The following is a 21,167-nucleotide window of genomic DNA, read 5'->3' on the forward strand; positions in this document are numbered from 1 at the left end:
TGTCAGCCGCGCAAGGCCTCCGACAGCTTGATGCGGCTGCCGATGCGCAGGACGCTGTTGCCGTAGATCCTGCCGCCGAGCCAGGTCAGCAGCGCGACCGTGCCGAGCGTCAGCACCAGCGACAGCCCGATCTCCCACGCCGATGCCGCGCCGGTCGAAATGCGGGCCGGCATCAGGATCGGGGACAGCAGCGGGATCAGCGAAACGACCTTCGCCGCCGTGCCCGAAGGGTCCTGCAGCAGCAGGTTGAAGCCCGCGACGAAGCCGACGATCAGGATGATGTTCAGCGGCCCGACCACCGACTGCGTGTCCTCCTGCCGCGACACGAGCGAACCGAGCGCGCCGTAGATCGTGGCGTACAACAGGAAACCGAGCAGGTACCAGAGCAGACCCCACAGCACCGCGCCGGTCGCGAAGCCGGACAGGGTGAACACGCCCGTCACCGTAGCCGCCAGCAGGCCCACCGCGCCGAGGATCACCAGCTGGGTCAGGCCGACCAGGCCGATCCCGATCACCTTGCCCAGCAACAGCTGCCACGGCCGGACGCTGGCGAGCAGCAGCTCCACGACCCGGCTCGACTTCTCCTCGACCACGCCCTGGGCGACCATCATCCCGTAGGTGATGATGCTCATGTACAGCAGGAACGCGACGATCAGGCCGAGGACCAGCCGCTGCGTGTGGTCGGCGGGCTCGGGCGAGAGGGCGTCGTTCTGCACGTGGGTGCTGCTCACCTGCGCCATCACGGCGGCCGGTTCGAGCTGCGCGGACGACAGGACGCCGTCGAGCACCTGCTGCTGGGCGACTTGGTCGAGCACCCGGCGCAGCTGGTTGTCCAAAGCGGACTTGTAGGTAGCGGTCAGCTTCGCCGCGCTACCGGAGACGAGCGCGTCGAGGTCGCCGTCCTCGACCTTCTCCCGGCCCTCGGCCGGATCCGTCACGGTGACCGTCTCGACCTGGCGCCCGGCCTGCGCGGCGGCGACCTGCAGCTGCTTGGCGATCCCGGTCGCCTGCCCGGTCAGCCCCACCACGCTCTTGTCCGCCGAGCCGGCCAGCGCGGTCTGGAACCCGACGTAGCCGAGCAGCAGCACCAGCAGCACCGCGGTGCCGATCACGAACGAGCGCGTGCGCAGCCGCGTGTTCAGCTCGCGCTTCAGCACCAGCCAGACGGCCCGCCGTCCGCTCAACGTCTTCATCGTTCCCCCTCTTCGGCCACCGCGTCGCGGAACAGCTCGGTCAGCGAGCGGCGACGGCGGCTGAACTCGGTGACCGGCCCGGTCCCCAGTGCCGCGGCGAGCACGGCCTGGTCGTCGGCGCCCGGGTCGAGGTCGAGCACGGTGGTGGTGCCGGTGGTCTCGACCACGCGCACGCCGGGCAGGCCCGCGGCCCAGCCGGGCCGTGCGTCCGGCGCGGTGACCACGAGCTTGCTGCTCGCGCCCGCGGTCAGCTCGCCGACCGTGCCGACGGCGACCATCCGGCCCGCGCGGATGATCCCGACCCGGTCGCAGAGCCGTTCGACGAGGTCGAGCTGGTGGCTGGAGAACACCACGGGCACGCCGGCCGCGGCCTTTTCCCGCAGCACCCCGCTCATCACGTCGACGGCGAGCGGGTCGAGGCCGGAGAACGGCTCGTCGAGCACCAGCACGGCCGGGTCGTGCACCAGGGCGGCGGCCAGCTGGACGCGTTGCTGGTTGCCGAGGCTCAGCTTCTGCACCTCGTCCTTGCGGCGCTCGGCCAGCCCGAGCCGGGTGATCCACGCTTCGGCGTTGCGGTGGGCTTCGTTGGTGCTGAGCCCGTGCAGCTCGGCGAGGTAGACGAGCTGGTCCAGCACCTTCATCTTCGGGTACAGGCCGCGTTCCTCCGGCATGTACCCGATGTGCGTGCGCGTCTCGTGCGTGACCGGCCTGCCGTCGAAGCGCACCTCACCGCCGTCGGCGGCGAGCACCCCCAGCGCGATCCGCATCGTCGTGGTCTTCCCGGCCCCGTTGCTGCCCACGAAGCCGAACAGCTCCCCGGCGCGGACGTCGAAGGTGACGCCGTCCAGCGCCGTCTTCGCGCCGTAGCGCTTGGAGATCCCGTCGATCTCCAGCATCCCGTCGGTCATGCTCCCCCCTCGCGGTACACCCGGGTGGACAGCGGCGTGAACGGCTCACGGCTGAAGACCGCCTCGACGGGCAGGTCGAACACCGCACAGATCCGGAACGCCAGGTCCAGGCTCGGGTAGTGGTCGCCGCGCTCGAGCGCACCGATGGTCTGCGGGTTGACTTCGACGGCACTCGCGAGCGTGGCCCGGGTCATCCCGCGCTCGGCCCGGAGCACGGAAAGCCGGTTGTGGATCGGCAGTTCTTTGCCGCGTCTGACCGGGCTCATGGCGTACTGTTGCAAAAACCCAATGACCCGTCAAGTCAATCGAACGTCACGCGAGCCCGGCCAGCGACTTGCCGACCAGCTCCGCGACCCGGGCGCGCGCGGCTTCCGCGTCCGCCGGGATCAACGCCAGCCGCGTGCGGCGCTCCAGCACGTCGTCGACGTCCAGCGCGCCTTCGTTCCGGACCGCCCACACGACTTCCGCCGCCGTGATCCCGGTGTCCGGGGTCAGCGGGGCGGCGAACTCGGTGTCCAGCTCGCCCAGCGCCGCCACGCGCGGGGCTTCGGTCCCGTACCGCGCCACCAGCCGGGCCGGAGCGTCCACAAGGGACAGCTCCGCGCGCGGAGCCGCGCCCAGCAGCGGCAACCGTGCCGTCCGGCACGGGGAAACGGGCAGGCCGGCCAGCCGGATCGCCGCGTCGACGGCGTCCTCGGCCATCCGGCGGTACGTCGTGAGCTTCCCGCCGACGACGGTCAGCAGCCCGTCGGAACCGGCCAGCACCGCGTGCTTCCGGGACAGGTCGGCCGACCGGCCGCCGCTGCCTTCGACGAGCGGGCGCAGGCCCGCGTACGACCCGGCGACGTCCGCGCGGGTCAGCGGTCGCGAAAGGACCGAAGAAGCCAGCGACAGCAGGAAGTCCACATCGGACTCGGGAACCGCCGGCACGTCGGGGATCGAGCCCGGCACCGGCTCGTCCGTGAGTCCCAGGTAGACGCGGCCGTCCGGCTGGGGGAGCAGGAAGACGAACCGGTTGGTCTCGCCGGGCACCCCGATGTTGACCGACGTCGTGCCCATCGGCACCGTTCCCGGCGCGAGCACCAGGTGCGAGCCGAGCGACGGCCGCAGCCGGACCGAGCCCGTCAGCGTGCCCGCCCACACGCCCGTCGCGTTGATCACCTGGCGCGCGCGGATGTCGAACGAGTCGCCCGAAACGCCGTCGACGACCGAGACCCGGTCCGCCGAAACCGCCGAAGCCGAGAGCCGCGTCAGGATCCGCGCGCCGAACGAAGCCGCCGTGCGGGCCAGGGAAACGACCAGCCTCGCGTCGTCGACCAAGGCGCCGTCGTAGGCCAGCAGGGCGCCGCGCAACCGGTGCGGGGAAAGGCCGGGCGCCAGTGCCAGCGCCTCCGCCGCGGGGATCGACCGCGGCCGCGGCAGCACCGACGACGGCGTCCGCGCCGCCCGGCGAAGCGCGTCGCCCGCCCGGAGACCGGCCGCCACGAGGGCCTGCTGGGCCCGGGAAGTGCTGGGGTACAACGGGAACAGCTGCGGCATCGCGCGCGTCAGGTGCGGCGCGGTCCGCGTCATCATGATGCCGCGCTCGACAGCGCTTTCATGGGCCAGGCCCAGTTCCCCGTGGGCCAGGTAGCGGAGTCCGCCGTGGACGAGCTTCGAAGACCAGCGTGACGTCCCGAACGCGAGGTCGTGCGCCTCCACCAGCGCCACCGAAAGCCCGCGTGAAGCGGCGTCCAGCGCGATGCCCGTGCCGGTGACGCCGCCACCGACCACGACGACGTCGACGCGCTCGCCCGCGGCCAGCTCGGCGAGTTCGCGTTCGCGGCGCCGCGCGTTGAGGGAGCCGGACGTCACGGTTTCAGCGCCGCGTCGAGCACGTGCGTGAACTCCGCCAGCAGCGCCGCTTCGTCGACGTCCGCGGTGGCCGGGCGCAGCGAGAACGCGAACGACTGAACCACCAGCAGCACCGCCCGCGACTGCGCCGCGACCGGCGCGCGCCGGATCGAGCCGTCCTGGTGGCCGGCCGCCAGGAGCTGGTGCATGGCCTGCTCGGCGAACTTCTGCGTCGCGCCGAGCCGCTCCACGATGTAGGGCAGCACGAGTTCGGGGTCGACGTCGAGCAGCGTGCGGAACAGCGGGTCGGCCGCCAGCGCGCGGACGCCGGCCGAGGCGATGAGCACGAGCCGCTCGCGGCTGTCCGCGGCGTCGGCACCGCGTTCGCTCGCCGTGCGCAGCAGCCCGCTGAATTCGCGGGTCATCAGCGCCGCGAGCACGCTGCGCACGTCGGGGAAGCGGCGGTAGACCGTCATCCGGCTGACGCGGGCGGTTCGGGCGATTTCGGCGAGTGTGGTGCGGCGCACACCGACGGCCAGCACGCACGAGCGCGCGGCGTCGAGCAGCACGTCATCGGCCACTCGGGTCGCCGTCTGACGGCTGCGGGTGTCCGCGAGCGCGGAGGGTCCGGCCGGCTGCGTGGTGTGACGTTTCACGTCCATATGTCACACTGTAGTCGTGAACGCGCTCATTGACCACCGCCTCCGCCGGTCCTGGACCGCGGACGCCGCCGACGCCGCCCAGCTGCCCGCGCGAGCGGCCAAGTGGCTTGAACAGCGTATCGGCCGAACGGCCCCCGGTGCTGCCTCGGCGGGCGAATTGCCGGTGGAAATACCGTCACGGAAACTGGACGAGTCTGATGCTGCCGCGTTGTCGGAAGTGGTCGGCGCGGAGAACGTGCTGGTCGACGACGCGGCGCGGCTCGCGCGGGCGACCGGGCTGTCCTACCTCGACCTGCTGCGGCGCCGGTCGCCGTCGGTGGAGTTCCCGGTGCCCGACGCGGTCGTGCTCCCGGCCGACGCCGACGAGGTCCAGGCGGTGCTCGACGCGTGCGTGCGGCACGACATCGGCGTCGTCCCCTTCGGCGGCGGCACGTCGGTGGTCGGCGGCGTCGCGGCGCTGCGCGGCGACAAGACGTCGGTGATCGCGCTCGACCTCGTCCGGCTCGACGCGCTGGTGTCGGTCGACGCCGAGTCGCGCATCGCCGTGCTGCAGGCCGGTGTCCGCGGGCCCGAGGCCGAGCGCCTCCTCGGCGAGCACGGCCTGACGCTCGGGCACGTCCCGCAGTCGTGGGAGCGCGCGACGATCGGCGGCTTCGCGGCGACGCGCTCGGCCGGGCAGGCGTCGTCCGGCTACGGGCGCTTCGAGGACATGGTCACCGGCGTGCGGCTGGCGACCCCGCGCGGCGAGTGGAAGCTCGGCGTGGCGCCGGCGTCGGCCGCCGGGCCGGACCTGCGCCAGCTCGCGATCGGCAGCGAGGGTGCGCTCGGCGTGATCACCGAGGTCGCGCTGCGGGTGCGGCCGGCGCCGGCGGTCCGCCGCTACGAGGGGTACGCCCTGCCCGGCTGGGAAGCCGGCCGCGAGGCGGTCCGCGACCTGGCGCAGCACCACGCGCTCGCCGACGTCACCCGGCTGTCCGATGTGGACGAGACCGAGGTTTCACTGGCGCTCAACGCGGGCCTCAAGACGGCGGCGCTGCGCCGCTACCTCGCCGCACGCGGGGCGCGGCGGCCGTGCTTCCTCATCGTCGGCTGGGAAGGCACCGCGCACGAAGTCTCGGTGCGCCGCCGCGAGACCACGCGCCGGCTGAAGGCGCTGGGCGCGGTGCGCGTCGGCAAGACGCTCGGCGAATCCTGGCGGCACGGCCGGTTCACCGGACCCCGGCAGCGCGACGCGTTGCTGGACCGGGGGATCTGCGTCGAGACGCTGGAGACCGCGGCGTACTGGTCCAATGTGGACGAACTGCGGGACGACGTCCGCGCGGCGCTGACGGCGTCGCTGGGCCGGGCGATCGTGATGTGCCACATTTCCCACGCGTACGAAACCGGCGCGTCGCTGTACTTCACGGTGCTGACGGCCCGCGACGAAGCCGACCCGGTCGGGCAGTGGCAGCGCGCGAAAGCGGCGGCGTGCGAGGCGATCACCGGGCTCGGCACGATCTCCCACCACCACGCGGTCGGCGTCGACCACGCGCCCTACCTGAGCGCCGAGATCGGTTCGCTGGGCGTGGAAGTGCTGCGGGCGGCGAAGTCCGCGGTCGACCCGAGCGGGATCCTCAACCCCGGGAAGCTGATCTAGGGGAAGGTGCGCCCGTCCGGCGGTTCGACGACCTCGCAGGCGACGCCGGGACCGTCGGCCGGCTCGCCTTCGAGCTCGGCGGCCCGCGCCTGCGGGACGTCGGCCACGCGCACCGGCTTGCCGTCGACCAGCAGCGGGTACCGGATCGGTACCGCGCCGATGTAGGCGAGCACGTCGGTCACCCGGCTGCCGTCTTCGAGCGTGATGTCCGGGTCCGTCAGCCGCACCAGGTGGTAGCGGTTGCCGCGGCCCTCGCAGACGTCCAGCACCGCGAGCTGGTCCGGCGTCACGAACCAGACGGCGTGCTCCTCGACGCCCGGCAGCGCGGTGAGCGTGGCCGGGCGCTGGCCGTCGCGGAACCGCAGGCCGGCCGCCCAGACCGCGGCGAGGCCGTCGCAGCGCGCGTGCGCCACGACGACCGGGCCCGCCAGCCCGAGCTCGGCCCGCATCCAGCTGATCTTCGACGGGTTCGCGTTGGAGCCGTACGCGAGCACGGCCTGCCTGTCCCGCCAGCCGGCCGGCGCCGTGGCCAGCGGGTGGCCGGCGCCCTCGGTGTGGACGAAGGAGAAGCCCGGCCGGGTCCCCGGGTAGGGGTCGGCCGGGTAGTCCTCGTCGGCGAAGAGGGTCAGAACGTCACCACGCTGCGCAGGACCTCGCCGCGGTGCATCCGCTCGAAGGCCTGCTCGACGCCGTCCACGCCGATCCGCTCGGTGACGAACTTGTCCAGCGGCAGGCGGCCCTGCAGGTAGAGGTCGACGAGCATCGGGAAGTCCCGGCTGGGCAGGCAGTCGCCGTACCAGGACGACTTGAGCGAGCCGCCGCGCGAGAAGAAGTCGATCAGCGGCAGGTCGTTCAGCCGCATTTCCGGCGTCGGCACGCCGACGAGCACGACGGTGCCGGCGAGGTCGCGCCCGTAGAACGCCTGCCGCCAGGTCTCGGGGCGGCCGACCGCGTCGATGACGACGTCCGGGCCGAAGGAGTTCGTCGCGTCCTGCATGGCCTCGACGACCTGCTCCTCGGAGAGGCCCCGGCTGTTGACGGTGTGGGTGGCGCCGAAGTCCTTGGCCCACGCCAGTTTCCGGTCGTCCATGTCGATCGCGACGATCGTGGTGGCGCCGGCGAGCTTCGCACCCGCGATGGCGGCGTCCCCGACCCCGCCGCACCCGATGACGGCGACCGAGTCGCCCCGGGTGACGGCCCCGGTGTTGATGGCGGCCCCGAGCCCGGCCATGACCCCGCACCCGAGCAGCCCGGCGACGGCGGGTTCGGCCTCGCGGTTCACCTTGGTGCACTGTCCGCTGTGGACGAGCGTCTTCTCGAGGAAGGCGCCGACGCCGAGCGCGGGCGAGAGCTTGGTGCCGTCTTGGAGCGTCATCGGCTGCGTGGCGTTGAAGGTGGAGAAGCAGTACCACGGCTTGCCGCGCTTGCAGGCCCGGCAGGTGCCGCAGACCGCGCGCCAGTTGAGGATGACGTAGTCACCGGGTGCGATGTCGGTGACCCCGGCCCCGACGGCCTCCACGACGCCGGCGGCTTCGTGGCCGAGCAGGAACGGGAAGTCGTCGTTGATCCCGCCTTCGCGGTAGTGCAGATCGGTGTGGCAGACCCCGCAGGCCTGCACGTTCACGACGGCCTCGCCGGGCCCGGGATCGGGCACGAGCACGGTCTCGAGCGACACGGGCTCGCCCTTCGCCCGCGAAACGACCCCCTGCACCTCGTACGGCATGTCAATCCACCTTCCGGCTTCTGGTCCTGCCCGCAGCTAATCACGGATCACGCGGAGATGGCGACATCCGCATGAGTGAGCTTCGGTGGCGAAAGCGCAACGGGTTGCGTCATCCGCAACTGACCAACCAGGCGATCCAGACGAACGGAGACCCCGCCGCCCACTCGACGATCCGCTCGGTTTTCCAGTGCCGCCCGCCGGCCGCGGGCTCGTCGGGGAAGTCGAGCACCGGGAGCGGCGGCAGGCCCAGCAGCGGGGCGACGCACTCGTTGACGTCCTCGAACCAGGTGGTGGCCCAGACGAGGTCGCACCCGAGGGCGAGCAGCCGCGGGCCAGATCGACCCGACTCGGCAGCAGCGGCCGGGCCATCGTGACGGCAGTGTGGCCCGGGGTGTGCCTCCGGCCCCCGGTTTCCACGCTACCGGGAGGGACCGACAGTTCACTCCGGCTTCGGCAGGTCCATCGACGCCAGCCGTGCCGGGTCGGCCACCGCGGCGATGCGCGCGACCCGGCCGTCCGCCACCACGAACGCCACCACCGACAGCGGTGAGCCGTCGCCGCGCCACGCCACCACGCCCGGCAAGCCGCCGACCAAGACCGTGCGGCCGCCGGAAGCCGCGCCGAACTGGGCTCCCGCCGCCACCTTCGTCGCTCCCAGTACCACCACCACGCCGCCCGGGGTGTCCACCGTCAGCTGGACGTCCGGGTCGAGGACCCGTAGCAAGCCCTCGAAGTCGCCGTCGTGGGCCGCGCGCAAGAACGCCTGGACCACTTCGCGCTGCGAGGAACCTCCCGCCGCCGGAGTCCGGTCCGCGGCCCGGACCTTGCGGCGGGCGCGGCTGGCCAGCATCTTCGTCGCTCCCGACGACTTGCCCAGGATGCGGCCGAGCTCCTCGAACGGGACCGCGAACAGGTCGTGCAGCACGAACGCCAGCCGCTCGGCCGGGCCCAGTGACTCGAGGACCACCAGCAGCGCCAGGCCCACCGAGTCCACGCGGGCGACGTCCTCGGTGCCGTCGTCGATCGCCACCACGATCTCGTCGTACGGCGACTCGGGGCGTGACTTGCGCGAGCGCAGGACGTCCAGGCTGATCCGGCCGACCACCGTGGTCAGCCAGCCGTCGAGGTTGCCGATGGCCGCCGCGTCCTGGCGGGACAGGCGCAGCCACGCCTCCTGGACCGCGTCTTCGGCATCGGCGTGCGAGCCGAGCAGGCGGTGCGCCACCGCGAGCAGGCGCTCGCGCCGGGCTTCGAACGCTTCGGCCAGCGTGTCGGGCATGTCGTTACCGTGGAAGCACGGCTGAAGAGCGAGAGCAGCCCCGAGGTCGTCGGGGCGATCCAGCAGCTGTTCAAGGCGGTGCACGGCGCCGGCGTCGATCCGCTGCTGCTCGAGCTGGTCCACCTGCGGGCCAGCCAGATCAACGGCTGCAGCCCGTGCGTTCACGCGGGCGTCGCGTCGGCGAAGCGGCAGGGGGAGACCGACGACCGGCTGCACAACGTCGTCACCTGGCGCGAGACGCCGTTCTTCACCGAGCCGGAGCGGGCGGCGCTCGCCCTGACCGAGGCCGCGACCCGGATCCAGGACGGCCGGCCCGGCGTCACCGACGACATCTGGGCGGCCGCCGCCGCGCACTTCGACGAGCCGCAGCTGTCGGCGATCGTCCTGAACATCGCGCTCACCGGCTTCTTCAACCGGATCAACCGCGCGATCCGCGAGCAGGCGGGCAAGGCCTGGTAAAGCCGTGAAGGCCACATCCCCGGGGATGTGGCCTTCACGGACTACGCCGGGGTGATGATGTACGCGACGCCGCCGGGGCCGCCCGCCACCGTGCCGTCCGCGCGGTAGCGCTTCGTCCGCTGCCAGATCTTCTCGAACTGGTCGCGCTTGTAGACGTTCCGGACGCGGTCGTTGCTGCTGGCCGCCGGGTCGTTGGCGATCACGTCGCCGTCCTTCGTGAACCCGACGACGACCATGATGTGCCCCGCCGTCCCGTAGCCGGCGCCGTCCAGCTCCGAAGCCAGGAACGACTGCGACGTGATCACCGGGATGCCGCGGGCGATGTAGTTCTCCAGCTCGTTCAGCGAGTGCAGCCGCGTGATGTGCCCCTTGAGGCCGCGCGACGCCGCGTAGGCGGTGTTGAACGGCCAGTTCCCGGTGCCGTCGTAGGCGTGGTCGTAGGTGTAGCGCGCCGCGAACGCCACCTGCGGGTCGACGTAGTCGGCCGGGATCCACGACATCTCTTCGGCGGACGGCTTCTTGCCCCAGTACTCGGCCACCATCTCGGTCGACGTCGGGCTGCACCAGGCTTCGCCGCCCCCGCCGTACTGCGGGAACTGTCCCTTGTGGAGGTTCTGCGCGTACGCGGGCACCTTCAGCTCGATGCCGGTGGCGCGCCCCGGCTTGGTCGGCTGCACCTCGAAGCGGTCCGGCACGGCGGACGTCATCGCGCCCAGCAGCGACACCGACGGCGTCGCGCCCGAGCCGGCTTCGCGGTAGAGGCTGATCCGCAGCTTGTACGACTTCAGCGTCACCCCGGCCTTCGTGACCAGCGTGTCGACGTCGACCAGCGCGTTCGCGTCGTCCTGGCCGTCGACGCTGGTGCGCAGGATGTCGGCGTCCCCGCCGGCCCAGCGGCCCATCACATACCAGCCGGTCTGGGCGCCCGCCGACGTCCGGCCCTGCGCTTCGACCTGCAGCCACGTCTTGGCCGGCGTCTTCGCGTTCCAGGACGCGACCAGCTGCGTCGCGCCGAAGCCCTGCCGGTACGAGGGCGACGTCCACTGGCTGTACTCGTACGTCCGCGTAGTGCCGAGCTCCGGCTCGGTGTGCTGCACCGAGCCGATCGGGCGCGTGATGCGCAGGCCGTCGCGGGTCAGCGCGAGCCCGGCGAAGTCGCCTTCGTGGAAGCGGCCGCCGGTCCACTCGTGGTAGTCGACGGCTTCGTCGTCGCGCGGCCCCGCTTCGGCGACCTGAACGGTTACGGCTGTCAGCACGACAACCGACAGTAATGTGAACAGACTGCGTACCCGCATCGCGGCTCCTCGCTCGACCCACCCAGTAGGCGAGGATTTTCGCCGGTCCGGCGAGGTATGTAAACAGGTACCTACAGGACGGCCTGGGTCTGTGTCACTTTCGCGACCAACTTGCCGTCGTCACCGTGGATTTCCGTCTCCACCACGACGAACTTGCGCCCGGCGTGCAGTGGTCTGGACGACGCAACGGCGTAGCCCGAACGCACCGCGCGCAGGAAGTTCGTCTTCGACTCGACGGTGGTCGTGCCCTGTCCGCCCTCGGGCAGGTTGAGGAACGCGCACACGGCGCCGGTCGAGTCGGCCAGCGCCATGAGCGCGCCCCCGTGCAGCGCACCGCCGAGCGTGCAGAGGCTCTCGTCCCACTTCAGCCGGCTGCGGACGAGCGCGGGCCCGTGCTCCAGCACCTCGACGCCGAGGCGTTCGGAGAACGGCATGGAGCGGTGGAAGAGCTGCGTGCCCTCGGGATCGGTCATGCGGCCCAGCCTGCCGGAACCCCCCGCCGCCGGTCGATTACCTCCGGCGTAACTTCGGGGCAGCAATTCACCGGCGTGGCGCAGCCGTTACGTCGACGGTTCCGTCGCGCGCCGACGTACTGTAGACTTGAATTTTTCTGTTTCTCTGGCCGGTTGCGGGATGGAGCGTGAGTGGAATGGACGACGCCGCTGCACCTGCAGAGGAGTACGAGTACCGCCCGGTGCTGTCGGTGGAGACCGGCAGCCGGGTGCGCATGCGGAGTCAAGAGCGAGCCGGAGTGCGGGTCGTCAAGGTCGCGACACCTCGAGTGGGTACCGACGGGCTTCGCGAGGTGCTGAAGGAACGATACGGACTCAAGAAGAAGTAGCCGGTCTCAAGAAGTTCTGGCCCAGCGTTTTCATCCGCACTGCGAGGTCGCGCATTCGACCGCTGTCGGCTTCTCCGAAGTAGACGTCGTCGTGAACGTCTGGTGCGTGCAGAAGCAAGATCACCACTCCGACCGGGAGTTCGTAATAGGGCGCCTCCGGCAGGATTACGGGCACCGCCAGGAAATGTGTCCACCGACCGTCATTGCGGTACGCGACCGTGCCTTCGGTGGCTTGGCGTGCCGCGAAGGCGGAGACGGCTGCGTAACGTGAAAGATGCTCGATCTTCGCGCTGTGCGGCCAGTACCCCCGGCCGGGCAGGACAACGCTCTGTGACGATGCGTAGAGGCTCAGCTGGCGTTTGTCCGGGTAGTCGCGGACCCACACCTCCGCCTTCACGTAGGACGCTCGGTCGAGTTGTTGTTCTTCGTCGGTCGCGAACTGCCGGAGTGCCTGGGAACAGGCGGTCAGGTGCGCGAGCCCCAGCGGGTTGTGGTCCTGCCTCGACCAGGAATCCCACCACTTCCTCAGCCGGGTCGAGTATTCCGGTACCCGGAGATCCCCCGGGATCGCCGCCTCGTTCAAGAATTGGCAGACCTGCCCGTAGAAGTCGGGACGCAGGACCTGGACGCCGAGGTGCAGACCGCGAAGTGCCGCGTACCGCCCGCTGGGTGGTGACCAGGGCTTCTCCCGCAGCTGGGCGTGCGCGACCTCGTCTTCCACTGGCAGCAGGGCGTAGACCTCACCCTTGCTGAAGCGCCGGATCATCGCCGCGATGTTGTAATCCCGCAACGACGCTCCGACGAAGAGGGTCAGGCCGCCTCCGGCCACTCGCTTGGGAAGGTAATCCCGCCACGGGCTGGCCTGGTCCCACTTGATGTACTCGCTCTCGGAGAAAACCACGGACGTGGCGGTTCCTCCGCGGGGTATGAACCCGTGAAGGTGGGAGATCGGCACACCATTAGCCAGTCCGTCGTCGTCCGGATCCCAGCTTGTGTAAACCTCGACGCCGTTCAGTCGCAAACCACTGAACGTGACGTCGTGGTTCGCGATCTGTTCGAGCACGTCGTCGTAATTTGTGGTGAGGATGTGCACGTCGCAGCCGGCCAGGCGCTTGGCGACTGCCAGTCGGAGTACGTATACCGCAAGAGAGTCTTCTGGGATCGCTTCGTGCTCCAATTGCCGGTCGGCGTACAGGATCCGAGCGATGTCCTCGTTCCGCTGCTCGGTGGCGCGGCCGGGGAACAGTTCCTCGTAGAGTGCGTCGACTATCGACGCGGCCGGCATCTGGTGGAAGAAGTCGACGGCTTGGTGGACGGTGGCACGACACTCCTGATCATCTCGGTAAGTCCTCGACTCGAGGTTCTCGAGGAGCCGGGATACGAGCTTTGACCAGTTCGGAACCCGGAGATCCGCCGCGATACCGGCGCCGGTGAAGATCGTGAGCCGCTGCGCATCGGCGATCTTCCGGATGGCGGCCTTCGTGTCGGCTTCGTCGAAGAAGCCTATTCCGGGATCGCGATGCGGGGGTCGATCATGGTTAACCAAAGCTCACCTCGCCGACTCGGGCCAATCAGTCTAGCGAAGCGGGCACACAGAGTGGGCAGGAGAAACGGAACGGGCGGCTTTGTGTCCCCTTTAAGTCAACCTTCTGCCCAGTTATTTTCGGCGGAGATCGGGGTGGTGGGCCGATCGAGCGGGGCCCACCACCCCGCCTGGTGATCAGGCGAGCGGGTTGACCAGGAGCAGCTCGGTGTTGTGGTCCGCGGCCGCGCCCACGCGGCCCGGGTCGGTGTGGATGTCGTTGTAGGACAGTTCGCGGTACAGCGACGCAAGCGCTTGCGGCGTCCGGTCCCCGTAGTCGACGGCGTACGGCGCCTCCGCCTCGATCAACGTCGTGAACAGCGACAACGTGCCGTCCGCGTTGTCCGCGACCTCGACGATCCGCGCGTGCTGCGGGAAGTCGACGTGCGACGCGGTGTTGATCTCCCAGAAGCCCTGCTTCGGGGTGCCGCCGGCGTGCGCCGTGATCTGGTTGCGGTGCGTGTGACCGTTGACCCAGGCCAGCACGTTCGGGAACCGCTTGAGCAGCGCCACGAACGCGTTGCCGTCCAGGCGCGGGTCGAGCAGGTGGCGCGAGTCCGGCAGGAGGTTGCCCATCGAGCCGCTCGTGTGGTGGCTGAACAGGATGAACAGCTCGTCGGTGACCGAATGGGTGACCTTGCGGCCGAAGAAGTCGTAGTACGCCGAGCTGTTGCGCTTGAGCGTCGACTCCACCCAGTTGTACTGCGCGAGGCCGATCGAGCCGTCCGCGAACCCGGCGTCCGTGGTCGTGTCGAGGCTGATCCCGGTGATGCCCGGGGCGATCCGGAACGTGTAGTAGACGTTCTTGCCGTCGGCGTTGGCGCTGCTGAAGCCGTGACCGACCGGGCCGGGGCCGGTGTTGGCCGCGTCGAGGTGCGCGCGGACGAACTCGCCGGTGGTGAACGGGCGGCGCCGCGCGTCCGGCGTGATCTCGCGGATCGTGCCGGAGCCGCCGAACAGCTCCGCGACCGGAATGCTCGAACCGGGCTTCTGGATGGCCGCCGCGAGCTTCTTCGCGGTCGTCTCGTCCTTGCCGATCACCTTGTACCTGCCGGTGTACCAGGCATCGATGCCGGGGATCTGGGCCGGCAGCGAGCCGACGATGCTGTCGTCGTGGTTGCCGAAGGTGCAGAACCACGGCACGTCCAGGCCTGGCGCGGTGAACGTCTTCAGCGCCGCTTCGAGCAGGCCCGGCAGCTGCGGGAAGCCCTTGGCCGAGTAGTCGTCACCGACGCCCGGGATCGACGGGTTCCAGTACTCCTTGTTGCCCGAGCTCTGGACGCCTTCGTACGCGTTCGCGTCGCCGGAGTTCGGCGTGACGCTGCCGCCGTTGAGGACCTTGAGGAACCAGTCGAGCTCGATCAGCTCGTGGTTGTCGGTGTTGTCGCCGGTGGTGACCATGAGGTCGAACGGCCGCCCGGTGAACGGGCCCTGCCGCACGCTGTTGACGCGCTCGACCAGCGCGCTGGTGGCGACGTTGCCGAGCGCCTCCTGCGGCCGGTGCGCGGAGCCGATGAACGGGTGCAGGTACTCGAACCGCGCGGGGCTCTCGGTGTCGGTGATGTGCAGGTCGGTGAACTGCACGAACGCGCTGAGCGCGCGGCGGCGGTCGTCGCGCCCGGTCTGCGGCGCGGCGAGGTCGCTCCGGACGACCAGCGGCCAGCCGGGGCCCGCGGACAGCCGCGAGTAGCCGGTGCCCGACGCGGTCGCGACCTGCTCGAGCGTGGTGCCGGTGGTGCTGACCGACCGCGTGCCGGTCAGCCGCAGCGCGCGGTCGAGGGCGTTCGCGGTGGGCGTGCAGAGCAGGAGCCCGAGACCGGCGGCGCCCGCGGTGGCGACGGTGCGCCGGGTGAGTTCGGCCATGGTTGTTCGCTCCCCAGTCTTCTCGGTTGCCAGCACCGTGCCGGACGTCGATGACCGGACGGTGAACGTGACATTTCGAGCTACCCTGTCACGGGCGTCGGGGTGGGTGTACCGCCGAAGGTCGTGGTCATTTCAGCCGCGCGGCGAGACCGTCGAGGACGACTTCGGCGTCCTTGACGGCGGGGAAGCCGTCCCGTCGATCTCGAACGCGTCCTCGCAGACGGCTTCGGCGAGCAGGTCGAGGAGCTGCGCCTTGTCCTTGACGTGCCAAAACAACGACCTGGCGGCGCGCGCGGCTTTCCTGGCCGGCGCGCCGCTGCCCGACGGCTTCTTGACCGGGCTCAGGCTGGTGGGTTCAGCCCGTCAACCCGGACTCGGTCACGCCGCGCACCAGGTACCGCTGCAGGAACGCGAACAGCAGCACGATCGGCAGGATCGACACCGCCGCCGCCAGGAACAGCAGGTTCAGCTGCGGGTTCTGCGCCGTCAGCAAGCCCGACAGCGCCACCTGGACCGTCCACGAGTCCGGGGACTGAGCGATGATCAGCGGCCACAGGAACGCGTTCCAGCTGCCGATCACCGTGATGACCGCGATCGCCGCGAAGAACCCCTTCGAATTCGGCACGACGACCCGCCAGAACACGCCCCAGCGGCTCAGCCCGTCCATCCGCCCGGCCTCCTCCAGCTCGCGCGGGAAGTCCAGGAAGTACTGGCGGAACAGGAACACGCTGAACGCGCTGAACAGCCCGGGGATCACCAGGCCGCGGAAGTCCGACAGCCAGCCCAGCGACGAGACCACCACGAAGCTCGGCACGAACGTCACCGACGTCGGGATCATCAGCGTCGCCAAAACCGCGTAGAACACGATCTTGGTGTGCCGGTACGGGATCCGGGCCAGGCCGTAGCCGGCCAGGGAGCAGAGCACCAGCAGGCCGACCGTCTGCAGTGCCGCCACGATCGCCGAATTGAGCAGGCTGCGCGCGAACGGGACGTCCTCCGAGGAGAACAGCTTCGAGAAGTTCTCCCAGTGCACTGTGGACGGGAAGAACGTCCACCCGGGAGCGGTGATCTCCGCCCGCGACGCCAGACCGTTGCGCAGCAGCAGGTAGAACGGCAGCAGGAACAGGATCGCCGCGATGATCAGGGAAACCCACCGGAGTACCGCCCTCATGCCGGCCTCCCGAAGCGCAGGACGCGGCCCTGCAGCAAGGTCACGAGCGCGATGATCAGCGCCAGGATCACCGCGCCCGCGCTGCCGCGGCCGAGGTCCTGGCCGCCCGAACCCAGCGACGTGTAGTAGAGGTAGACCAGGGGTGGCCGGGCGAAGGGCGGATAACCGCGGCTGTCGCCCATGATGTTGTAGAACTCGTCGAACGCCTGGTACGCGTTGATCAGGTTCAGCAGCAGCACCGCCACCGCCGTCGACCGCAGCTGCGGGAGCGTCACGTACCGGAACACCTGCCAGCCCGGCTTCGCGCCGTCGAGCCAGGCCGCCTCGTAGAGGTGCTGCGGGATCCGTTGCAGTGCCGCGATGAACAAGATCATGTAGAAGCCCAGCTGCAGCCACAGCCGGGCGGTCACCAGCACGATCCAGTACAGCGGCGGGTGCACCGTCCCGGTCCACGCCACCGGGTCCACGCCGAAGACCGCCAGCACCGAGTTCGCCAGTCCGTATCGGACACCGGAGAACAACGACGTCTTCCAGATCAGCGACGCCGCGACGTACGAGCACGCGAACGGCAGGAAGAACACCGACCGGAAGAACGCCCGCGCGAACCGCAGCCGGTTGACGCCGAGCGCCAGCGCCAGCGACAGCACGAACGTCAGCGGCACGATGAACACCGCGAACACGCTGAACGTGCCCAGGCTCGACAGGAACGGCTCGTCGGTGAGCATGTGCCCGTAGTTGTCCAGCCCGACGAAGTCCGTCGGGGTCACGGTGTTCCGCGCGTCGAAGAACGACAGGTACGCGCTCCAGCCGATCGGGAGGTACGCGAAGACCGCGAGCCCGAGCAGGAACGGACCGACGAAGAGCCAGAAGGCGCGCGCGTCGCGCCGCTTCATCCGAACAGGCGCTTCAGCTCGGACTGGGCCACCCCGACGGCCGTCTTGACCTGCGCCGCCGGGTCCGCGCCCTCCTTCGCGATCTTCGCGGCCGCGTCGGACAGCGCCGTGTTCGCCTGCTGGGTCCACACGGGACCGCCGACGAGGTGGCTGTTCTCCTTGACGAACCGGGCCGCGTCGGCGGCCGGGCCGTTCTTGAGGTTGTCCGCGCGGTCGATCAGGCTCTGGCGGGCCGGCACGTGGAAGCCGAACTTCGTCGCGAACTCCAGCTGGTCGTCGGTCTTGTCGACCCACAGCCACTTCACGAACGCCTTGGCCTCGGCGACGTGCGCGCTCTTGGCGTTGACCATCGCGCCGTACGCGCCGACCGGCACCGACGGCGCCCCACTGCCGTCGAGCTTGGGGAACGGGAGCACGCCGAAGTCGTCGTCGAACGCCGAGCGGATCTTCGGGACGTTCCACAGCCCGGTCCACTGCATCGCGGCGAGTCCGTCGACGAACGCACCGGGGTCCGACCAGTCGGCCGGCGCGCCGAGCAGCAGGGATCCGTTGGTGTTGAGCGTGTGCAGCTTGCCCAAGGCGGTCGCGGCGCGGGGGTCGTCGAAGCCGACCTCGCGGTTGCCGCTCTTCAGGTAGTCGAGGCCCGCCGACCACAGCAGCGGGCCGGTGAGCACGCCGACGCCGCCGTCGTTGCCCGCGAAGAAGCCCTTGACGCCGTCCTTCGTGAGCTTCGCGGCCGCGTCGATCAGCTCGTCGACCGTCTGCGGCGGCTGCACGCCGGCCGCCTGCAGCAGGCTCTTGCGGTAGAAGAGCACCTGCGTGTCGGTGGCCTGCGGGATGCCGTAGACCTTGCCTTCGACGGTCTGCGCGGCGAGCACGGCCGGGCTGAAGTCGGCCTTCACCGGCGCGATGACGTCGTCGAGCGAGACGACCTGGTTCTGCCGCACCCAGTCGATCTTGACCTGCGCCTCGAAGACGTCCGGCACCTTGCTGTTCTGCAGCGCGGTGACGATCTTGGAGTCGTAGTCGCCGGGGTTCCACTGCACGTTCACGCTCGCGCCGGGGTAGCTCGCCGCGTAGCGCTTCACGGCTTCCTGGACGCCGTCCTCGCCGTACGCGTGGTACCACTGCTGGAGCGCGACCTTGGGTGCGTCCGACGGCGGCGGCCCGGCCGAGTAGGCCGTCGAGGGCGGCGGGTCGCCCTGCCGCCCGGTGTTCGACCCGCACGCCGCCGTCAGCGCGCCGACGCCCGCCAGTGCCATGAACCTGCGCCTGTTATGCATCCCCAGAACCCCTTCGTGAAGTCCGTGAAGGCCACCTTGAGGAAGACAGAGTTCCTCAAGGTGGCCTTCGCGAACATGAAGACTCGCCGGAGATTTACCCGTTAGAGCTGGGCGATGTCGAGCTTTCCCTCGGAGTAGGACGCGCGGATGCGCTTCTTGTCGAACTTGCCGACGCTCGTCTTGGGGACTTCGTCCACGAACGTCCAGTTCTCCGGCAGCTGCCACTTCGCGACCTTGTCGCTCAGGAACTCGCGCAGCTCCTCGGGCGTGGCGGTCTGTCCCTCCTTGAGCACGACGGCGACCAGCGGCCGCTCGTCCCACTTCTCGTCGGGGATGCCGACGACCGCGGCTTCGGCGACGGCCGGGTGGCCCATGACCTGGTTCTCCAGGTCGACCGAGGAGATCCACTCGCCGCCGGACTTGATGACGTCCTTGGCGCGGTCGGTCAGCGTCAGGTAGCCGTCGGCGCTGATCTTGCCGACGTCGCCGGTGCGCAGCCAGCCGTCGTGGAACTTGTCCGGGTCGACCTGCGAGCCGCCGAAGTACGAGCCGGCGATCCACGGCCCCTGGACCTCGAGCTCGCCGACGGCCTCGTTGTCCCAGGGGAGCACCGTGCCGTCGTCGTCGAGCAGCCGCGCCCGCACGGACGCCGGGAAGCGGCCCTGCGTGTAGCGGTAGCGCCAGGCCTCGTCGCCGGTCGCGGCCGCGGGCGGGCGCGCGACGCTGCCCAGCGGCGACGTCTCCGTCATGCCCCAGGCGTGCAGGATCGAGACCTTGTGCTTCTCCTGGAACGCGTGCATCAGCGACGGCGGCACCGCCGACCCGCCGACCACGACTTCGCGCAGGTGGGAGATGTCCTGCGGGTTGGCTTCGAGGTGGGCGAGCAGGCCCTGCCAGACGGTCGGGACCGCGCCGGCGAACGTCGGCTTCTCGGCGGCGAGCAGCGCGGCGAGCGGGGCCGGCTGGAGGAAGCGGTCCGGCATGACCAGGGACGCGCCGACCATCAGCGCCGCGTACGGCAGGCCCCACGCCATGGCGTGGAACTGCGGCACGATGGCCAGCGCCTTGTCGCTCTGCGCGAGGTTCATGCTGTCGCTCATGCAGACCTGCATCGAGTGCAGCCAGATCGAGCGGTGTGAATAGGCGACGCCCTTGGGGTCACCCGTCGTGCCCGACGTGTAACACATCGCGGCCGCGGAGCGCTCGTCCACCTCCGGCCAGTCGAAGGTGTCCGGCTGGGCGGCCAGCAGCTCGGCGTAGGCGTGCACCTGGACGCCGTCCGGGGCCTGCAGGGCCGCCGCGTCGCCGTTGGCCACGATGACGTGCCGGACGGTCTTGAACTCGGGCAGCTGCTTGGCCAGCAGCGGGACGAGCGTGCCGTCGACGATGACGACCTGGTCCTCGGCGTGGTTGGCGACGAACGTCAGCTGCTCGGGGAAGAGCCGGATGTTCAGGGTGTGCAGCACGGCACCCATCGCCGGGACGGCCAGGTAGGCGGCCAGGTGCTCGGCGTTGTTCCACATGAACGTGCCGACGCGCTGGTCGCCGGTGACGCCGAGGCTCCGGAGCGCGTTCGCGAGGCGGGCGGCGTGGCGGCCGAGCTCGCCGTAGCTCTCGCGACGGGCTTCTGAACCGGTCCAGGTGATGACTTCGCTCGCCGAGTGCACCGACGTGCCGTGGCGGAGCAGGTTCGCCAGCGACAGCTGGCCGTCCTGCATGGTGCTCAACATGGTCGCTCCCGGGGGTTGTTCGCCGGTGAACTGGGGTTGGGCCGACTCTAGTGCGGATCGGGTGAAGCGGGCATGGTCAACAACGGCTCCGTTCGGTCACGGTCGTCGCGCGATCGGGGGACGACCGGACGATGATCAAGATCATCAATTTCCCGCCTTTTCCTTGCGGACAAGGAAATGCGCCGGGTAACGGAGGCTCCACTTCCGGGTGAGTTGTGCCACGCGGACCGCTGATTGGGAGCGTTTCCGCAGGCCGGAGCGGGTTGCCCGGTATCACCTCCGGGGGTAATAAGTGCGTGTCGGTTGCACGGCCGCGAAGCCGGTGGCGTTTACTGGGGCCGTGGCAAGAGACGGCTGAGCAGCGCTTGCAGGAGCAAGCACTCAGAAAAGCTGTCGGCCGCGAAAGCGGAGACCTGAGAGGAAAGGACACTACGTTGGCTCTGCCTACGTTGACTCCGGAGCAGCGCGCTGACGCCTTGGCCAAGGCCGCCGAGGCTCGCAAGGCGCGTTCGGAACTGCTCGCGTCGATCAAGTCCGGCAAGGAGAGCATCGAAAAGGTGCTCAAGCAGGCCAAGGAGAACAAGACCATCGGGAAGACGAAGGTCACCCAGCTGCTGAAGGCCGTCCCCGGCCTCGGCGCGGTGAAGGTCGCCGCCCTGCTCGAGCAGGCCGGCATCGACCCGGACCGGCGGGCCGCCGGCCTGGGCGAGCGCCAGCGCGAGGCGCTCATCGACGCGCTCAAGTAGCCGTCACCAGGAGCTCCCGCGAGGGGAGTGTCGCTCGCGACACTTCCCTCGCGGATCTCCCGAAGCCTGG

General features: G+C 70.1%; 21 protein-coding genes. 4 read left to right on the forward strand and 17 right to left on the reverse strand.

The window, feature by feature from the left end:
- Positions 1-2 precede the first annotated feature (2 nt).
- The 5 genes from ACLJQM_RS08510 to ACLJQM_RS08530 are packed head-to-tail and all read right to left on the reverse strand — an operon-like array spanning position 3 to position 4,515.
- Positions 3-1,193, reverse strand: a complete 1,191-nt coding sequence (locus tag ACLJQM_RS08510; protein ID WP_410630662.1) for an ABC transporter permease — start codon at positions 1,191-1,193, stop codon at positions 3-5.
- Positions 1,190-2,101 (reverse strand): ABC transporter ATP-binding protein, encoded by a 912-nt coding sequence (locus tag ACLJQM_RS08515; RefSeq protein ID WP_360779836.1) that lies wholly within the window; start codon positions 2,099-2,101, stop codon positions 1,190-1,192. The genes ACLJQM_RS08510 and ACLJQM_RS08515 overlap by 4 nt, the downstream gene beginning before the upstream one ends.
- On the reverse strand, positions 2,098-2,367 hold the full coding sequence (locus tag ACLJQM_RS08520; protein WP_247018016.1) for a helix-turn-helix transcriptional regulator: 270 nt from the start codon (positions 2,365-2,367) through the stop codon (positions 2,098-2,100). The genes ACLJQM_RS08515 and ACLJQM_RS08520 overlap by 4 nt, the downstream gene beginning before the upstream one ends.
- 46 nt (positions 2,368-2,413) lie before the next feature.
- Positions 2,414-3,955, reverse strand: a complete 1,542-nt coding sequence (locus tag ACLJQM_RS08525; RefSeq protein ID WP_410630664.1) for a glycerol-3-phosphate dehydrogenase/oxidase — start codon at positions 3,953-3,955, stop codon at positions 2,414-2,416.
- Entirely contained in the window at positions 3,952-4,515 is a 564-nt protein-coding gene (locus ACLJQM_RS08530; protein ID WP_247025495.1) for a TetR/AcrR family transcriptional regulator, read from the reverse strand. The genes ACLJQM_RS08525 and ACLJQM_RS08530 overlap by 4 nt, the downstream gene beginning before the upstream one ends.
- Positions 4,516-4,612: 97 nt before the next feature.
- Here ACLJQM_RS08530 and ACLJQM_RS08535 point away from each other — a divergent pair, with 97 nt between their 5' ends.
- Complete coding sequence (locus ACLJQM_RS08535) at positions 4,613-6,232, forward strand: FAD-binding oxidoreductase (protein ID WP_410630665.1); 1,620 nt, start codon at positions 4,613-4,615, stop codon at positions 6,230-6,232.
- Here the strand turns inward: ACLJQM_RS08535 and ACLJQM_RS08540 are convergent.
- From ACLJQM_RS08540 to ACLJQM_RS08550, 3 genes are all read right to left on the reverse strand, one after another.
- On the reverse strand, positions 6,229-6,765 hold the full coding sequence (locus tag ACLJQM_RS08540; RefSeq protein WP_247025497.1) for a gamma-glutamylcyclotransferase family protein: 537 nt from the start codon (positions 6,763-6,765) through the stop codon (positions 6,229-6,231). The genes ACLJQM_RS08535 and ACLJQM_RS08540 overlap by 4 nt on opposite strands.
- 92 nt (positions 6,766-6,857) lie before the next feature.
- Positions 6,858-7,955, reverse strand: coding sequence for an S-(hydroxymethyl)mycothiol dehydrogenase (locus tag ACLJQM_RS08545; RefSeq protein ID WP_247018020.1), 1,098 nt, complete (start codon positions 7,953-7,955; stop codon positions 6,858-6,860).
- 439 nt (positions 7,956-8,394) lie between these two features.
- Positions 8,395-9,234 (reverse strand): sigma-70 family RNA polymerase sigma factor, encoded by an 840-nt coding sequence (locus ACLJQM_RS08550; RefSeq protein WP_410630666.1) that lies wholly within the window; start codon positions 9,232-9,234, stop codon positions 8,395-8,397.
- A gap of 9 nt (positions 9,235-9,243) precedes the next feature.
- On the opposite strand from ACLJQM_RS08550, the gene ACLJQM_RS08555 reads away from it, so the two are divergent.
- Complete coding sequence (locus ACLJQM_RS08555; RefSeq protein WP_410630667.1) at positions 9,244-9,693, forward strand: carboxymuconolactone decarboxylase family protein; 450 nt, start codon at positions 9,244-9,246, stop codon at positions 9,691-9,693.
- A 41-nt stretch (positions 9,694-9,734) separates the two neighbouring features.
- Here ACLJQM_RS08555 and ACLJQM_RS08560 read toward each other — a convergent pair whose 3' ends face one another.
- Together ACLJQM_RS08560 and ACLJQM_RS08565 are read right to left on the reverse strand one after the other, a co-directional pair.
- Entirely contained in the window at positions 9,735-10,988 is a 1,254-nt protein-coding gene (locus ACLJQM_RS08560) for a peptidase C39 family protein (protein WP_360779817.1), read from the reverse strand.
- Positions 10,989-11,059: 71 nt separating this feature from the next.
- Complete coding sequence (locus ACLJQM_RS08565) at positions 11,060-11,461, reverse strand: PaaI family thioesterase (RefSeq protein ID WP_360779814.1); 402 nt, start codon at positions 11,459-11,461, stop codon at positions 11,060-11,062.
- 176 nt (positions 11,462-11,637) lie between these two features.
- Here ACLJQM_RS08565 and ACLJQM_RS08570 point away from each other — a divergent pair, with 176 nt between their 5' ends.
- A complete protein-coding gene (locus ACLJQM_RS08570) occupies positions 11,638-11,829 on the forward strand; it encodes a hypothetical protein (RefSeq protein ID WP_410630668.1) in 192 nt (63 codons plus the stop codon).
- Here the strand turns inward: ACLJQM_RS08570 and ACLJQM_RS08575 are convergent.
- The 7 genes from ACLJQM_RS08575 to ACLJQM_RS08605 form a co-directional block, all read right to left on the reverse strand.
- Positions 11,816-13,375, reverse strand: a complete 1,560-nt coding sequence (locus tag ACLJQM_RS08575) for an SIR2 family protein (RefSeq protein WP_410630669.1) — start codon at positions 13,373-13,375, stop codon at positions 11,816-11,818. The two genes, ACLJQM_RS08570 and ACLJQM_RS08575, sit on opposite strands and share 14 nt — an antisense overlap.
- A gap of 174 nt (positions 13,376-13,549) precedes the next feature.
- Positions 13,550-15,274: a TIGR03767 family metallophosphoesterase gene (locus tag ACLJQM_RS08580; RefSeq protein WP_410630671.1), complete on the reverse strand. Its 1,725-nt coding sequence runs from the start codon at positions 15,272-15,274 to the stop codon at positions 13,550-13,552.
- 132 nt (positions 15,275-15,406) lie between these two features.
- Positions 15,407-15,550 carry a hypothetical protein gene (locus tag ACLJQM_RS08585; RefSeq protein WP_410630672.1) on the reverse strand — a complete coding sequence of 48 codons (144 nt, stop codon included), beginning with the start codon at positions 15,548-15,550 and terminating at the stop codon, positions 15,407-15,409.
- 79 nt (positions 15,551-15,629) lie between these two features.
- Positions 15,630-16,445 carry a carbohydrate ABC transporter permease gene (locus tag ACLJQM_RS08590; protein WP_410630673.1) on the reverse strand — a complete coding sequence of 272 codons (816 nt, stop codon included), beginning with the start codon at positions 16,443-16,445 and terminating at the stop codon, positions 15,630-15,632.
- A complete protein-coding gene (locus ACLJQM_RS08595; RefSeq protein WP_410630674.1) occupies positions 16,442-17,338 on the reverse strand; it encodes a carbohydrate ABC transporter permease in 897 nt (298 codons plus the stop codon). Before ACLJQM_RS08595 ends, ACLJQM_RS08590 begins: the two co-directional genes overlap by 4 nt.
- The gene (locus ACLJQM_RS08600; protein WP_410630675.1) at positions 17,335-18,600 is read right to left on the reverse strand and encodes an ABC transporter substrate-binding protein; all 1,266 of its coding nucleotides are present in this window, start codon (positions 18,598-18,600) and stop codon (positions 17,335-17,337) included. Before ACLJQM_RS08600 ends, ACLJQM_RS08595 begins: the two co-directional genes overlap by 4 nt.
- Before the next feature lie 122 nt (positions 18,601-18,722).
- Entirely contained in the window at positions 18,723-20,351 is a 1,629-nt protein-coding gene (locus tag ACLJQM_RS08605) for a long-chain fatty acid--CoA ligase (RefSeq protein ID WP_410630676.1), read from the reverse strand.
- Between the two features lie 434 nt (positions 20,352-20,785).
- Between ACLJQM_RS08605 and mihF the strand changes: the two genes are divergently transcribed.
- Positions 20,786-21,097, forward strand: a complete 312-nt coding sequence (gene mihF / locus ACLJQM_RS08610; protein ID WP_026468624.1) for an integration host factor, actinobacterial type — start codon at positions 20,786-20,788, stop codon at positions 21,095-21,097.
- Positions 21,098-21,167 lie beyond the last annotated feature (70 nt).

Source organism: Amycolatopsis sp. cmx-4-83, from assembly GCF_046548815.1.
In the GTDB taxonomy this organism is placed as follows: domain Bacteria; phylum Actinomycetota; class Actinomycetes; order Mycobacteriales; family Pseudonocardiaceae; genus Amycolatopsis; species Amycolatopsis pretoriensis_A.